5 protein-coding genes are annotated in these 16,195 nt (G+C 68.9%); all 5 read left to right on the top strand.

What is annotated here, in order from left to right; all coding sequences use genetic code 11:
• Positions 1-2 precede the first annotated feature (2 nt).
• The 5 genes from STRVI_RS12070 (at position 3) to STRVI_RS12050 (ending at position 16,081) form a co-directional block, all read left to right on the top strand.
• The gene (locus STRVI_RS12070) at positions 3-4,955 is read left to right on the top strand and encodes an Eco57I restriction-modification methylase domain-containing protein (RefSeq protein ID WP_014055929.1); all 4,953 of its coding nucleotides are present in this window, start codon (positions 3-5) and stop codon (positions 4,953-4,955) included.
• Positions 4,956-4,964: 9 nt separating this feature from the next.
• Positions 4,965-11,723, top strand: a complete 6,759-nt coding sequence (locus STRVI_RS12065) for a DEAD/DEAH box helicase (protein WP_014055928.1) — start codon at positions 4,965-4,967, stop codon at positions 11,721-11,723.
• Complete coding sequence (locus STRVI_RS12060) at positions 11,723-13,864, top strand: UvrD-helicase domain-containing protein (RefSeq protein WP_014055927.1); 2,142 nt, start codon at positions 11,723-11,725, stop codon at positions 13,862-13,864. Before STRVI_RS12065 ends, STRVI_RS12060 begins: the two co-directional genes overlap by 1 nt.
• A gap of 97 nt (positions 13,865-13,961) precedes the next feature.
• Positions 13,962-15,338, top strand: coding sequence for an AAA family ATPase (locus STRVI_RS12055; RefSeq protein WP_014055926.1), 1,377 nt, complete (start codon positions 13,962-13,964; stop codon positions 15,336-15,338).
• A gap of 44 nt (positions 15,339-15,382) precedes the next feature.
• Entirely contained in the window at positions 15,383-16,081 is a 699-nt protein-coding gene (locus tag STRVI_RS12050; RefSeq protein WP_251982596.1) for an HNH endonuclease, read from the top strand.
• The last annotated feature ends 114 nt before the right edge of the window (positions 16,082-16,195 follow it).

Raw genomic sequence — 16,195 nt, 5'->3', positions numbered from 1 at the left:
CCGTGGCATTCGAAGCGATCACCAACCGCGGTGAGTACATCTCCGCCCACTACCTCGCCGAGCTGTTCGCCAAGGACCTCACCGAGCTGCGCAAGCGCTGGACCTCCGCTGACCGGGCAGGCGCTCCGTCGTCCCGGTCGGGCGTGAAGGGCCTGCGCCGCGAGTACTTCAAGGCCAAGGTCCGCATCACCGAGAACAAGGCGTTCGACGGTCCCGAGGTACGGGAGCTCAACGACCGCCTGTTGGCGGCGCTGGCGTATGTCGAGCCGGAGGGCGAGGGCAAGGACGCGGAGACTGCGGCTGTGGAGCCTGAGGATTCCACCCACACCCGCCTGCGCCGGGGCGACTTCGAGGTGATGCAGGGCGACAAGGAACGGTCGGTGCCGGTGGCGCTCGCCGTCACGGGCCCAGGCGGCCTGGAACTCGTCGCCCTCGACGTCACCTGGCAGGTGGACGGCGAACTCGTCGTCGCGGACATCGAGGACGGCGGCGCACAACTCCTCGACCCGATCCAGCTCGACGGCAAGCAGCTCATCACCGGCGCGGCCGACGCGGTCACCTTCCTCTTCGGCTGCGAGGACGGCTACGCCCCGCGCTACGTCCTGCTCCTCGCGGGCGGCGCGGTACTGCTCGCCGACCGCACGGCCTGGCACGAGGGCCGGTTCCTCGCGGTGAGCGTCGACGAGGCGCTGGACCGCAACCTCAGCGCGGACGGCGAGGAACTGGAGGCGGTGGCCGCGCTGTTCGGTGCGGAGTCACTGCTGACGGAGGGTGGTGTCGCCGGGTACCTGGACGGTCTCGTCGACAAGGGCCGCAAGCATGCGGTGGGCGTCTCGAAGGAGCTGAGGGAGGGACTCCGGCAGTCCGTCGAGCTCATCGCCCAGGAGATCCTGGACCGGCTCAAGGAGGGCGGCGCCGATCCGGCGGAGCTGGGCGACCCGGCCGACCTCGCGAGTCGGCTCACTCGGGAGTCGCTGCGGTATCTGTACCGGATCCTGTTCCTGCTCTACGCGGAGGCCCGGCCTGAGCTTGGCATCCTGCCGAGCAAGGACGACGCTTACCAGGACGGCTACGGGCTCGCGCGGCTCGGCGAACTGGTCTCCTACGACCTTCCGGAGGAGGCCCAGGACGGGTTCCACTTCGCCGAGTCGCTGGACCTGCTGTTCTGGCTCGTCGACCAGGGACACCGCCCTCTGGGCACGGACGCGACGCCGACCGAGGACGGAGTGACCGTCCTCGACGCGGACGGCCTGCGCTTCGAGGCTCTGCGCAGCGACCTGTTCAAGGCTGGCGCGACCCCGCTGATCGGCTCGGTGTCGGTCGAGGGCGAGCGGATCGACACGCGGCTGCGGAACAAGGTCCTGTGGCGGGTGCTCAACCTGCTGATGCTGACGCAGGGGCGGCGCAGCGGACGAGGCAAGGCCGGCGGCGGCACCGGCAAGGGTTTCATCTCGTACGCACAGCTTGGCATCAACCAGCTTGGCGCGGTGTACGAGGGCCTGATGTCCTACACCGGTTTCTTCGCGTGGGATGACCTGTACGAGGTTGCCAAGCCGGATTCGGACGGGCTGAGCGGCACCTGGGTCGTGCCGTTGAAGGACGCCGACAACTACGACGAGGACGTCTTCGTCAAGCGGACGGACGAGCTGACGGGCGTGAAGAAGCGTGTTCTGCACAAGAAGGGCAGCTTCGTGTACCGCCTGTCAGGTCGGGAACGGCAGCGGTCGGCGTCCTACTACACGCCGGAGGTACTGACCCGCAGCACGGTCAAGCACGCGCTGGCTGAGCTGCTGGACCAGGACGGTGAGACGACGCCTGCACGGGCGATCCTGGACCTGACGGTGTGTGAGCCCGCCCTGGGCTCGGGCGCGTTTCTCAATGAGGCCATCAATCAGCTGGCTGGAGAGTACTTGAAGCGCAGGATGGCGGAGCTGGGTGGCGAACAATTGCCTCCGGACCGGTACGAGGCGGAGCTGCAGAAGGTCAAGGCGTACCTGGCCCTGCACAACTGCTACGGCGTCGACCTCAACCAGACGGCGGTGGAGCTGGCAGAGGTGTCACTGTGGCTCAACTCGATGCACGAGGGCCTGAAGGCTCCCTGGTTCGGCCTGCATCTGCGGCGCGGCAACTCGCTGATCGGGGCCCGGCGGGCGGTGTATGCGGCGGAGGCCCTGAAGCGGAAGGCATGGTTGACGACGGTCCCGACGGACCGACCGCTGCGAGCAGGAGCCGAGGAAGACCAGTTTCAGGCGGGCAAGGAGATCCACCACTTCCTGCTGCCGGCCAAGGGCTGGGGCGCGGTCGCAGATGCCAAGCAGGCCAAGGAGCTGGTGAAGAACGGGCGCGATGCTCTGGCGAAGTGGCGTACGGCTGTCACTGCGACGCCGTCGGTGGCCCAGGGCAAGCGACTGCTGGCGCTGGCAACGCGAGTCGAGCGGCTGTGGAAGCTGACCCAGCGCCGCTTGATCGTGAGCGAGCGGGAGGTCCGGCGCCAGATCGACGTGTGGGAGGTCGACCCCGACCAGTCGCTGGAGAAGGCGTCGGGAGACGTCACGCGTGAGCAGATCGAGAGCGCACTGAACGAGCCGGGCTCGCCGCGTGGTCGACTGAAGCTGGTCATGGACGCCTGGTGCGCCCTGTGGTTCTGGCCACTGGGGCAGCCCGACACTCCAACGCCGCCCAGCATGGAGGAATGGCTGGGGTTCTGCGAGGCGGTGTTGGGCGTCCCAGCCGCCAAGGTGAAGGCGCGGCAGTCCAGCCGTATCGGTGGCGGCGCGGCGGGGTTGGACGATGAGTTTGGGTTGTTCGCCGATACCGGCGAGTTCGACAAGCTGGCGATGGACGACGAATTCGACCGGGTGATGAGCCAGTGCGCGGACTTGCCATCAGTGATGGTTCGGTTCCCCTGGCTGAGTGAGGTCGACGCGATCTCCTGGCGGGAGGGGTTCTTTCACTGGGAGCTGGAGTTCGCGCACATCTTCGAGCAGAGCGGGTTCGACCTTCAGGTAGGAAACCCGCCCTGGGTCAAGTTCGAGTGGGATGACGAACTCGCTGTCGCGGAACATGACGCTTGGTTTGGCTTGATCGAGAACGCGCCAGTGCAAGTAAAGACAGATCGTAAGGAGAAAGCACTTCTCGAACAATCCGCGATGGAAGAGTATCTACTTGACCTGACTTCTTGGGCAGGGGTTAGCGAGCATCTGGGGTCACCGGCAACTCATCCATTGCTTTCTGGAATGAAGACTAACCTGTACATGAGTTTCATGGAACAGGTTTGGCGCAACACCGCACACAGTGGATCCGCGGCCCTAATTCACGAGGAGAATCACTTCTCGTTTCCAACTGGAGGCGCGTTCCGTGCGGCAACATACGCAAGACTCCGGCGCCATTTTCAGTTCGGCAACAACATCCTACTATTTGAGGACGTAGACAATAATAAGAATTTCGGCATTAGCGTCTATGGGACCGAAAGGGGGATCCGGTTCGAGCAGATCGCGCGAGTAGTCCACCCATCTATGGTGGATCACTCTTTCAGCCATGACGGCCGGGGTGAGCTGCCAGGCATTCAATTTCCTGAGGGTGGCTGGGACACGCGACCGCACGTTGGAAGGATCGTAAACGTAACACTCGAAACCCTCGCCGACTGGGCGGCGCTTGTGGACCCGCCGGGGACGCCAGCGTCAGAAGCGCGTGCGCTGCGTCCTGTAACGACGGCTGAAAATCAAGTTCTCCGGACCCTGTCGCGCTTCCCGGAGCGAATCCAAGATAATAAATATTGGTGGTCTTTGGAGCTCGACGAAGGGAAGGCCAAGAGGGAGCGGGTGATTGAGTGGCATACGCATACGCCAAGTTCATGGGAGGAAGTTGTGCTGCAGGGGCCGCATTTCTCTGTGGCTACTCCATTCGCGAAGCAGCCCAATGTCGAGTGCAAGTCCAATAAGGACTATTCGGCCTGGCAGCTGGAATCCCTGCCGACGGTTGTCATTCCTCGAGTTAACTATAGGAGATCATGCACTCCGGATGAATTCGTTGCAGCGCAGCGTGCCTGGGATGGAACCCCTTCGCGTGAGCATTTTCGGCTCGCATGGCGTCGCATGGTCACTTCGAATACCGAACGGTCATTGCATGCCGCACTCTTGCCGCCCGGACCAACGCATGTTCACGCGGTGCACACCATGGCATTGGAGAACAACCGGAGCACTGCCATTGTCGGTGGCCTGTGGGCTTCAGTCGCGCTTGATTACTTGGTCAAAGTATCAGGGACGACGGCGGTCAACTTTGAGCTGGCTCGCCGCTTCCCTGCACCGCTGCAACACCTCCTCAGCACTCCGCTCCTACTGCGCACGCTTCGCTTGAACTGCCTGACCCGCGACTACGCCCCCTTCTGGGAGGAGCTCTTCGAGCCCACCTGGCTCACCGACCGCTGGACCGACCCCGAATCCGCTCGGCCACCAATCCAGGCCGTCGAACCCACCTGGTCCATGGCGACCCCCCTCCGCACGGATTACGACCGCCGCATGGCCCTAGTCGAGATCGACGCGCTCGTCGCCGTGATGCTCGGCCTCACCGCCGAGCAACTCTGCGCCATGTACCGCTCCCAGTTCGCCGTACTCCGCAAGTACGAGTGGGAGATGTTCTTCGCCCCTGACGGGCACAAGATCGGCGCAGCAACCCACAACGTCGGCATCCGCCAAACCCCCGAAGAGACAGCCTTCGTCAAGGCCTGGGCCAAGGCAGCCCGCGCAGGCGACCCCACCCCCGCCATCCCCGAAGGCTGGGTCAAGCCCAACCGCGAAGCGGAAATGACCCGCGCCCACGCGGACTTCACCGCCCGCCTCCACGCCGGCGAATACGGCGACTACGCCGCCTACCTCGCCGAGCACCCCCTCACCACGCCCTCGCCCACGCTCACCGAGTCCACCGCCACGCCCGCCCCCGCCCCGGAAAGCAGGTAGCACCCAGCCATGCTTCCCTCCCTGGCCGCCGAGGATCTGCGCCGTGCCCTCGCCGCGTACCTGACGACGAGCTTCGCGCTCGCCGACGACGACGTCCGCGAGGAGCTCGAGGCGTTCCTTGAGCGGCCGGAGAGCCGCCTCTTCCGGGGCCCGTACCTCCGCGTCCGTACGCCCTTCCGGTACGCGCCCCGCGGTTGGGAGAAGGTTCTGGACTGGTCGCCCGACCTCCGCCCCTACACCCACCAGGCCACCGCCTGGGAGCGGCTGTCCAGCAAGTCAGGGCACGCTCCCGAGCCGACGATCGTCACCACCGGAACCGGCTCCGGAAAGACCGAGTCCTTCCTCGTCCCGATCCTCGATCACTGCGCCCGCGCCCGCGCCGCCGGGGTGAAGGGCGTCAAGGCGCTGCTGCTCTACCCGATGAACGCGCTGGCCGACGACCAGGCCCGCCGTATCGACGACTTTCTCGCCAAGAACGCCGCCCTCTCCTCTGTCACCGCCGGCATCTACATCGGCGGTGCCTCCGGCAACCGTCCCCCGGACGACGAGGACGAGAACGCCCCCGGCTCCTACGCCCGCGAGTCCGGCGCGAGCACCATCACCCCCGCCCAGCTGTCCCCCAACAGCCGCCTGATCACCGACCGCGAGGCCATCCGCGCGAACCCGCCGGACCTGCTGCTCACCAACTACAAGATGCTGGACCTCCTCCTCCAGCGCATCCCCGATGTCCCGCTCTGGCAGGACGGCGGGCTGACGTACGTCGTCCTGGACGAGTTCCACACCTACGACGGCGCCCAGGGCACCGATGTGGCGATGCTGTTGCGCCGCCTGGGGGCGGCCACTGGCAAGGCCGAGCCGGGCCGCCCTCTCGGCACGATCACCCCCGTCGCCACCTCCGCCACCCTCGGCGGCGGAACCGGCGGAACGGGCGCAACCTATGGAACCGGCGCCGTCGGACGCACCGCAGCCACCAGCAACACCCCCTCCGCCGAAGCGGCCCCCACCCCCGACGGCCCCCAGAAGTCCGACCGCGAACTGCTCCTCGAATTCGCCGAGAAGGTCTTCGGCACCCCCTTCCCGGACGCCGCCCTCATCGGGGAGGACCGCCAGACGCCCGGCGACTTCGTCGCCGAGCCCGACTTCCTCCTCCCCGTGCCCTCCCCGGCCGCCCTCGCCGCCGTCCCCGACCCCCTCGACGACCCGTCGGCCCTCCACCGACTCGCCGAACTCGTCGTGGGCAGGGACTTCGCCGACCCGATCCAACTCGGCGAGAAGCTCCGCCAGCACAACCTGATCCGCGCCCTCCTCGACGTCGCGGGCGACACTCCCGTCACCGTCCCCGAGATCGCCCGCGAGTTCGCGAAGCGCGGCGGCGGCGCGGCCTGGGACGAGGCGGCCCGGACCGACATCGACCTGGTCGCGACCGGCCTCGCCCGTCTCCTCGCGCTGGTCTCGACGGCCCGCGCCTACGACCCGATCGCCGACCGCACCATCCCCTTCCTCCGCGTCGAGGCCCAGCTCTGGGTCCGTGAGGTGCGCCGCGTGATCCGCGCCGCGACGCCGACGCCCCACTTCCGCTGGTTCGACGACGACGGCCCCACCGGCGACACGCGGCCCAACCCGGCCAACCTCGCCGTCTACCCGTCCGCCGAGGTCGACAGCACCGCCGACGCCGACACGGACCCGGACGCCCCCGGCGACGGCGCCTCCGCCCTCACCCCGGACAGCCCCGTCCCGTTCGTCCGCCCCGTCGGCCCGGCCTACCGCGCCCACCTCCCCGCCGTGTACTGCCGTCACTGCGGGCGCTCCGGCTGGGCGGCGCTGTCCACGGATCTCGAGTGGCAGCAGCTCAAGACCAAGCCACTGGAGATCTACCGGGCCTCCGCACAGGGCAACCGTGCCGTCCGCTGGATGATCCGCGCCAGGCCCGGCGAGCACACCCCGGTGTTCCTCCACGCGGAGGAAGCCGAATTGCGCACGGTGCCGAGCAACGACACCGTGCCCGTCATCACCGTCGCCGGCCCCGTCCCCGCCAACGCGGGCGACAAGTGCCCCTCCTGCGACCTGACCGACGGCATGCGCTTCCTCGGCGCGGGAACCGCCACCCTCGCCTCCGTCACCACCACCCAGCTCTTCTCCGACCGTGGCCTGACCGATGACGAGCGCAAGCTGCTGGTCTTCACCGACTCCGTCCAGGACGCCACCCACCGGGCCGCGTTCATCGCCAACCGCAGCTTCGGCTTCACCTTCCGCGGGCTGCTCGCCGAGCAGCTCAGGCCGGGCGCCCCGGTCGCCGTGCACGACCTGGCCACGGACGCCGCCGAAGCAGTCGTGACGGCGGCCGAGAAGGGCGAGATGAGCAAGCTCGCCTCGATCGTGCCGCCCGACCTGCGCGACAACCCGGAGATCCGCACCCTCCTCAGCGGCGACGGGTTCAGCGACGCGGGCGCGTACATGCTGCAGGACCGCATGGTCTTCCAGACGCTGATGGAGTTCGGCCTGCGCTCACGCCTGGGCCGAACCCTCGAACTGACCCGGACCGCCGCCGCCGAGGTACACCTCCCCGAAGCCGTCACGGTCGCCGCCCTGCTGCGGGAGGCCCACCAGCGCCTACCGGGACAGATCACCCTCCCCACCGACGACGCCGAGTACGTCGTCTACCTGCGCGGACTGCTGGAGCGGATGCGGCTGCGCGGGGCACTGTTCCACCCCTGGCTGAAGGAGTACATCGCCCAGGCCGGCGCCCGGCGCTGGCCGATCTGGGGCGGGCGGCCCACGGGCATGCCCGCGTTCCCGCGCGGCCTGGCCGCACCGACGTTCCCGGTCCTCGGGCGCCTCGGCACATCCGAGTTCGACTCGCTGGCCCGCGACAACACCTGGTTCGCCGACTGGGGGCACCGCACCCTCGGCTGCGAGCGACGCGAGGCCCGCGCCCTCGCCGAACAGGCCATGAAGCTGCTCGCGCAGCGCGAGGTACTGGCGACCTACCCGGCCGAGGGTGGCTCGACCGTCTTCGCTCTCAGGCCGCGCACCATCATGGTGCACAGCCTCGCCACCGGCCCGTCGTCTGCTGACGACGGCAGCGGGGCGGACAGAGCAGGGGCCGACGGAACGGGTGTCAACGACCACGGCGTCCGCTGCGACAGCTGCACCTGGCGGCAGACCGTCCCGCCCGGCCGGCGCGAGGACTGGCTCGGCACGCCCTGCCTGCGCTTCCAGTGCGGCGGCAGGTTCACCATCGACGACCGTGACTACAGCGACGACTACTACCGCCGTCTCTACACGGTCGACCGGCCCGGTGACGTCCTCACCGCCGAGCACACGGGCGCACTCAGCCGAGCCCGCCGGGAGGAGGTCGAGCAGGCCTTCAAGAACCGCCCCTCGCCGTTCGACCCGAACGTGCTGACCTGCACGCCCACCCTCGAACTCGGCATCGACATCGGCGACCTGTCCGCCGTGCTGCTCGCCTCCCTGCCGCCCGCGCCCGCCAACTACGCGCAGCGCATCGGCCGTGCCGGCCGCAGCACCGGCAACTCGCTCACCGTCACCTTCGTACCGCGCGGTGCCCGCAACCAGTACTACCTGCACGCACCCGAGCAGATGCTCGCGGGCCGGATCATCCCGCCGGACTGCTACCTCGACGCCTCCGAGATCCTGCGCCGCCAGTACCTGGCGTACCTGCTGGACCGGGCCGCCGACCGCAGCCTGTGGCGGGGGACGATGATGCCCGAGGAGCCCATGCCGCACCGCATCGGCGCCCTCTTCACCCGAGGGCTCGCCGAGGACGGCTGGTTCCGCCGCTTCCTGGACGTCGCCCACGCCCGCCACGCCGAACTCGCGTCCTCCTTCGTCCAGCTCTTCCCCGGCATGTCGGCCGAGGCCGAGCAGGGCCTGCGGCAGTTCGCGCAGCTGGAGTTGGAGCAGACCGTCGGCCAGGCCGCCACCGCATGGCGCAAACGCCTGGAGGCACTGCGCTCCCGGTCCCGGCAGATCGGCCGGGCCTTCGACGCCCTGTCCACCGCCTCCGGGGACCGCGAACGCGACGAGCAGCGCCGCCAGCTCTACGCCGAGCGCAGGTCGGTCAACCGGCGCAGGGACGCCCTGGTCGGCGAGAACTCTGTCAACGCCATGGTCCGTCTGGGCCTGCTGCCCAACTACACCCTCCACGACGACGCCACGCTGCTCGACGCGACGCTGTGGTGGAAGGACGCCGACGGCGAGTTCCAGGACCAGTTGACCGAGTACGGGCGCGGCTCACGGATGGGCCTGCTGGAACTGGCGCCCGGCAACACCTTCCACACCGACGGCTACAAGTACATCGTCAACGGCCTGGATCTGGGCGCCGGTGAGGGCGACACCGCCTATGCCAAGTGGCGGCTGTGTCCGGAGTGCGGCTACGTCGCCACCGCCGAGTCCGGGCTGGACCTCACCGCCTGCCCGCGCTGCCTGACGCCGCAGATCGCCGATCCCGGCGCGCTCCACACCGTGCTCGTGCCCGAACGGGTCACCGCCCGCGAGCGGCGCGAGGACGCACGGCTCACCGACGAGCGTGACGAGCGGGAGCGGCGCCGGTTCAACGACGTCACGCTGGTGGACATCGACCCGGATCAGCCCCAGGGACTGCGCGCCTGGAAGCGGGTGGGAGAGCTGCCGTTCGGTGTGGAGTTCGCCCGGGTGGCGACCATCCGCACCCTCAACCTCGGCCCGGCCGCCGCCGCGGGCCCCGAGCACCAGATCGCCGGCGACGACGTCCAGGTGCCCGGCTTCGAGACCTGCCTGGAGTGCGGGGCCGTACGCGGCGTGCACCCCCAGGCATGGGACCGGGCCGCCCAGCGGATCGGTACCCGGCACGCGTACTGGTGCAGTCACAAGGACGACGGGATCGACGCCGAGACGGCGTCGATGCAGCGACTCGTCCTCGCGCACGAGCTGACGACGCAGGCGCTGCGGATCCTGCTGCCCGTCTCCACGATGGAACTGCAGACCCGGCTGGTGTCGTTCAAGGCCGCGCTGCTGCTGGGCATAACCAAGCACTTCGGCGGCGCTCCCGACCACCTGCGCGTCGTACCCGCGACCATGCCGGGCGGCACCCGGGAACTGCGCCGCCGCTTCCTGGTGCTGCACGACTCCATGCCGGGTGGCACCGGCTACCTGGAGCACCTCGCCGACGCGACCGTGCTGCACCGGGTGCTCACCCTCGCCCAGACCGCCCTGCGGGACTGCCCCTGCGGCAAGGAGAACCTGCGCACCCCCTGCCACCGCTGCCTGCTGCCGCACGTCAGCAGCAACGAACACCCCTTCGCGTCGCTGCGGGTCGCCAGGGAGCTCCTGGACGAGATCCTCACGGGCTGGGACACAGAGCAGGTCGACACCCTGTCCGGGGTGCGCATCGACCAACTCGCCGAGAGCGAGCTGGAGAAGCAGTTCGTCCGCACCCTCGTCGACTGGGGCAGCCGCCGCCCGGAGTCCGGCTCGGTGACGCCCCGCGCCGGGGAACGCGGCATGGAGTACGAGCTGCGCTTCACCCGCCCAGACGGCAGCGGCACCCGCTGGCTCTTCCAGGACCATGTGCGGCAGCTGACGTCCGCGCCCAGTGAACCGGACTATCTGCTGACCCGGATCGACGGGCCATCGACGCGCATCGCGGTCTTCCTCGACGGCTACGCCTTCCACGCCAGCACCGGCATCAACCGGATCGCCGACGACTCTGCCAAGCGCGAGGCACTACGGGCCGAGGGCATGCAGGTGTGGCAGTTCACGCACGCGGACGTGATGGCCTGGAAAGCGGCGGTGGAGGGGACCGCGGACGACCGCGAGGTGCGCACCCCTGCCGAACCGCTCCTCGGTGAGGGCGCGCTGCGGACCGCCCGGCAGATCCACCAGATGCTGACGGGCGGCCCACGCCCCGACGACACCCTTGACCCGGCACTGCGCAACCCGGTCGAGACGCTGCTCGCGGTGCTCGCCGATCCCGACGCGGAGAAGTGGTCCCGCAGGGCGGCGGCGCTGATCAGCGGCTTCGCCGGGGGCGGAGCGACGCGGCAGCCGATCGAGCGGCGTTCGGTGGGCGAGCGGCTGCCGGACGTGCTGGCGGGCGGCCTCCTGCCGGTCGCCGGCAACCCGGCCGCCGCCGACGCCATCGCGATGGACGTCCGCACCCTGGGCGGGCTGCGCGTCATCGGACTGCTCGACCGGCGGGCCGAGCCCGCGACCGGGCAGCCCGGGATGTCCGCCTGGTCGGCCTTCACCGTGCTGGACGACCGCGACGAGGCGGTCGCCGAGCCCGGCCATCGGGCGCGGTGGGCCGACTGGCTGCGGTGGTCCAATCTGCTGCAGCTGCTGACGGGCGACCGGGGTTCGGCACTGCCGCGTTCGTTCCACCAGGTCGCGATGTCCACGGCCGGGCAGCTCGACCCGCACACGGTGGCCCTCCTCGCGGGTGCGCTGCCCACCACCACGGGCCTGCCCGACGAACTGCCGGAGCCCTGGGCGGAGGCGGTCGAGTGGGCCTCCTCGCAGGCCGAGGAACTGCTTTTCGCCCTGTGCCGGGAAGCCCGCACCCGTCACTTCGGCGCCCCGGAGGTCGGCTTCGAGCTCGACGACAGGGTCGCGCAGCAGGCGGAACTCGCCTGGCCGGACGCCAGGGTGGCGGTGTTCCTCGACGTGGACGAGCACCGTGACGCCGCGTTCGCGGAGGCCGGCTGGCACGTCGTACACACCGGGACAGTTGATGTGGCCGAGTTGGCCGAGCGTTTGGAGAATGTGTGATGTCCAAGGCCCAGGTCGTCATGGCGGACGTCTTCGGCAAGTACTACGACAAGCTCGACGGGTCGGTCCAGGCACAGGTCCTGCAGTTCATCATGAAGATGCAGCGCGATCCCGACGCCAACGGACTCAACCTCAAGCCGCCGAAGGGCGCCGAGGACAAGCGGGTGCGCACCGCCAGGATCAACGACAACTTCCGCGCGGTGCTGATGCACTACGCCGACCGCATCTATTACCTGGTCGCGGTGCTGCCGCACGACGACGCCTACACCCTCGCGTCCCACATCATCTTCGACATCAACAAGGTCACCGGCGGCGTCGAGCTGATCAACCTCGCCAGCCTCCACGGCACCCTGAGTGGGCAGCCCGCCCAGGCACCCGCCACCGAGGAGCCGTCCGTCTTCGCCCACGTCTCGGACGCCGACTTCGACCGGCTCGGCGTGCACCCCTCGGTCGTACCGGCGTTGCGGGAGATCCGCAGCATCGACGCGATACTCGGCTTCGTGGAGCACCTGCCCAAGCTCGCCAGGGACGTGATCCTCTGCCTCGCCGACGGCATGACCGTCGAGGACGTCTGGGAGCACGTCAGTTCGGTCGCCGCGACCAGTGACACCATCGACCCGGACGACTACGAGGCCGCCAACGAGCGCCCCGCGACCAAGGAGTCCTTCGTCGTCACCGGCGACGTCGCCGAATTCGGCCGGATCATGTCCGAGCCGCTGTCGGCCTGGCGGATCTTCCTGCACCCGGCCCAGCGCGCCCTGGCCGAGCGCAAGACCCCCAACAAGGGCTCGGTACGGGTCACCGGCGGCCCCGGCACGGGCAAGACCGTCGTCGCCCTGCACCGGGTCAAGGCCCTGGCCGAACGGCTGCCGCCCGGCCAGGCGATCCTGCTCACCACCTACACCACCACGCTCGCCGAACTGCTGCGCTCGCTGCTGGAGGACCTCGGCGGCACCCAGCTCACCGCGAAGGTGGACGTCCGCAACATCGACAAGGTCGCCTACGGCATCGCCAAGGAGGTCTTCGGCGCGAAGACCCCCAAATCCCTCGGTGACGACGAGATCCGCAGGCGCTGGGAGGACCTGGCCGAGGAGCAGCAGCCGCACCGCTGGGACGCGCGTTTCCTGGAGGCCGAGTGGAAGCAGGTCGTGCTCGCCCAGGACGTGCGCAGCCGCGACGAGTACCTCGTCGCCAGCCGGGCCGGTCGCGGCCGACGCCTCAACCGCCCGGAACGGGCGCAGGTGTGGGGACTGATCGAGGCCTTCGAGCACCGGCTGGACGCGGCCGGTGAGGTCGGAGTCACCCAACTCGCCGCGCAGGCCGCCCGGATCGCCTCGGGCTGGAGCGACGAGACCCGCCCGTACCGGCACATCGTCGTGGACGAGGCCCAGGACCTGCACGCCGCGCACTGGAAGCTGCTGCGGGCGCTCGTCCCGGTCGGCGAGGACGACCTTTTCATCGTCGGCGACGCCCACCAGCGGATCTACGACAACCGGACCGCGCTGAGCGCCCACGGCATCAATGTGCGGGGGCGGCGCTCCAGGCGGCTGACCCTGAACTACCGCACGACCCGTCAGATCCTCGGAACGTCGCTGAGTCTGCTGGGGGACGCGACTTTCGACGACCTCGATGACGCGGCCGAGGACCTGGGGGGCTACCGGTCCGTTCTCGGTGGGGCGAAGCCCGAGTTGACCGAATACCCCAGCACGGCCGCCGAACTCACCGGCCTGGCCGGACGGGTCGAGGAGTGGCTGGGCGAAGGGCTGAAGGAGGACGAGATCGTCGTCACCGCCCGGACCAACAAGCTCGCGGACGCGGCGGTGGAGGCGTTGCACAACGCGGGGATCAAGGCCGTCAGGGTGAAACCGCGGCAGACTCCGGCGATCGGTTCCGGGGTGCACGTGATGACGATGCACCGGATCAAGGGCCTGGAGTACCGGGCGGTAGCAATCATCGGGGTGGGCGCGGATCACGTGCCGCAGCCCGGCGCCGTCACGCCGGTCTCCGAGGACCGTACCCAGCACGACCGTGACCTGCAGCGCGAGCGCTCGCTGCTGTTCGTCGCGGCCACCAGAGCCCGCGAACAGCTCTCCATCACCTGGGCCGGACCGCGCAGCCCATTTCTGGAGGGCAGCCACTGACCTGCGGTGACGCGACACAACGCCGCCGCGTTAGAGTCACCACGGAGCCGGCCGTCGTCTGGCTCTCACCTCAGAACGGGATCCGGGCGGACGAGACATGTACCTGAAGAACCTTCGCCTACGGAACATCAGGTCGTTCCACGGTGCACGCGACGTCGACCTGGACCTGACCAGGCCCGACGGCTCATACGCCGGCTGGACGGTCCTGGCGGGCCGTAACGGCTCGGGGAAGACGACCCTGCTGCGCGCGGTCGCCTTGACGATCAGCGGACCTGCCGTGGCCCGCAGTCTCGTCCCCGGGTTCGACACCTGGGTCTCGCGGGACGAGACGGTGGCGAAGGCCGAAGTGTGCCTGGTCCATGACCCGGAGCAGGACCAGTTCACCACGGGGCGGCGTCCGGTCCGGCCGATCTGGGCCGGGCTGCGCTGGACCGCGGCGGAGCAGACGTCTCTCTCGGGCAAGCCGGGTTCCAGCAGGGCCGGACAGCCGGCGCTGAACGCCATCGGCTACCAGAAGGAACGCCCCGTCGCCCAGCGCGGCCCCTGGGCGGACAATCCGGTGGGATGGTTCTGCGCGGGGTACGGTCCCTTCCGCAGGCTCGCCGGGGGCTCGAGCGACATCCAGCGGCTGATGTCCAGCTCGGGCGCGGTCGCCCGACTGACGAGCCTCTTCCACGAGGACGCGTCGCTGGCGGAAGGCGTGAGCTGGCTCATCGAGCAGCACCTGCGCGCGTTCGAGGACAAGGACGGCGCCCGGGACCTCAAGGCGGCCGCCCTGGCCATCCTGGGCGACGACCTGCTGCCCGACGACTACCGGATCGATAACGTCGACTCAGAGGGCCTGTGGGTCGTCAACCGCAACCACCGATTCCCGCTGCGGGAGATGAGCGACGGCTACCGCACGGTGGCGGCCTTGGTCGTGGACATCCTCAAGCAGATCCATGACGCCTACGGCGAACTCGTCCTGGACACGACGGGCGGCACGCCGAACGTCGCGAGTTCCGGGGTCGTCATCATCGACGAGATCGACGCCCATCTGCACGTGTCCTGGCAGAAGCGCATCGGTGGCTGGCTGAAGGCGCACTTCCCGAACATCCAGTTCATCGTCACCACGCACAGCCCCTACATCTGCCAGGCGGCGGACCCCGGCGGCCTGATCCGGCTGCCGGGCCCGGACGAGGACAGCCCTGTCGAGGTCGTGCCCCAGCACCTCTACGACCGCATCATCTTCGGCAGCGGTGACGACGCCGTACTCTCGGACCTGTTCGGGCTCGACACCCCCTACTCGGACCAGGCCGAACAGAAGCGGGAGGAACTCCTCGCCCTGGAACTGGACGTCGTGCGAGGCCGGGCCAGCGAAGAGGAAAAGGACCGGTACCGCCATCTGAAACGCAAGCTGGCCAGTTCACCAGCCACCCGCGTCGACGAAATCGCGGCCCGGCTCCACTCCCGTCACCCACGGCACGATTCATGATCCGAGTGACGAGGGTGCCACTCCCACAGGCGACGCTGACTTCCATGGCCGGCTACACCGGTGACATCGGGCAGGCGACCGTACCCAAGCAGCGAGCCAGGCAGTTATGGAAGCAGACGTCCGTCCGCAGGCACATACACCCCGTGCTGAAAGGCGTCCTCGCGGAGATGGCGCCGGGACTGGAGCGGTGCATGTACTGCGGGGACAGCCAGGGCACGGACATCGACCACTTCGAGCCCGTCCGGGTCAATCCGTTACGGACCTTCGACTGGAACAACCACCTGCTGGCGTGCTCCCTTTGCAACAGCCACCTCAAACGTGACCTCTTCCCCCTCGCCGCCGACGGCACCCCCCTGCTCGTCGACCCGAGCAGCGAGGATCCCGCTCCGCATCTGCACCTCTCGCTCGCTGCCGGCGCATACATCGACCTCACCGACAGGGGCGCCGCGACGATCAAGGTCTTCGGTCTCAACCGGGAAATCCTCGTCCGGGGACGGCGCAACGCCTACCGGATCACCCCACTCCTACTGAACGATTGGCGCGCCGCCTTCGACACCGGCGATAAGGAGGATGCGGCGGCATGCGCGTCCACCATCTGGGAGCAGCCGACCGCCGATGTCGTCCACGCCATGTTCCACCAGGCGGTCGCCCCCGGCGCCGAAGATATCTTCACCGACGAGTCCCAAACTCTCGCGCTGTTACGCGATCCCGTGATCCGTGCCGCACTGCTGAGTACGGGTTGAGTCAAGCGGTGCCGAAGCTTCGTACCGACACCGGTTCCCGGCCGTACGCTGGACCTCGCCGCTCATCACGAGCATGTCGGGGTTCGTATGGCGAGGGGCTGAATGGTTGGGTCG

This window comes from Streptomyces violaceusniger Tu 4113 (assembly GCF_000147815.2).
Lineage (GTDB): Bacteria > Actinomycetota > Actinomycetes > Streptomycetales > Streptomycetaceae > Streptomyces > Streptomyces violaceusniger_A.
This window is presented reverse-complemented; position numbering and strand designations above follow the sequence as displayed.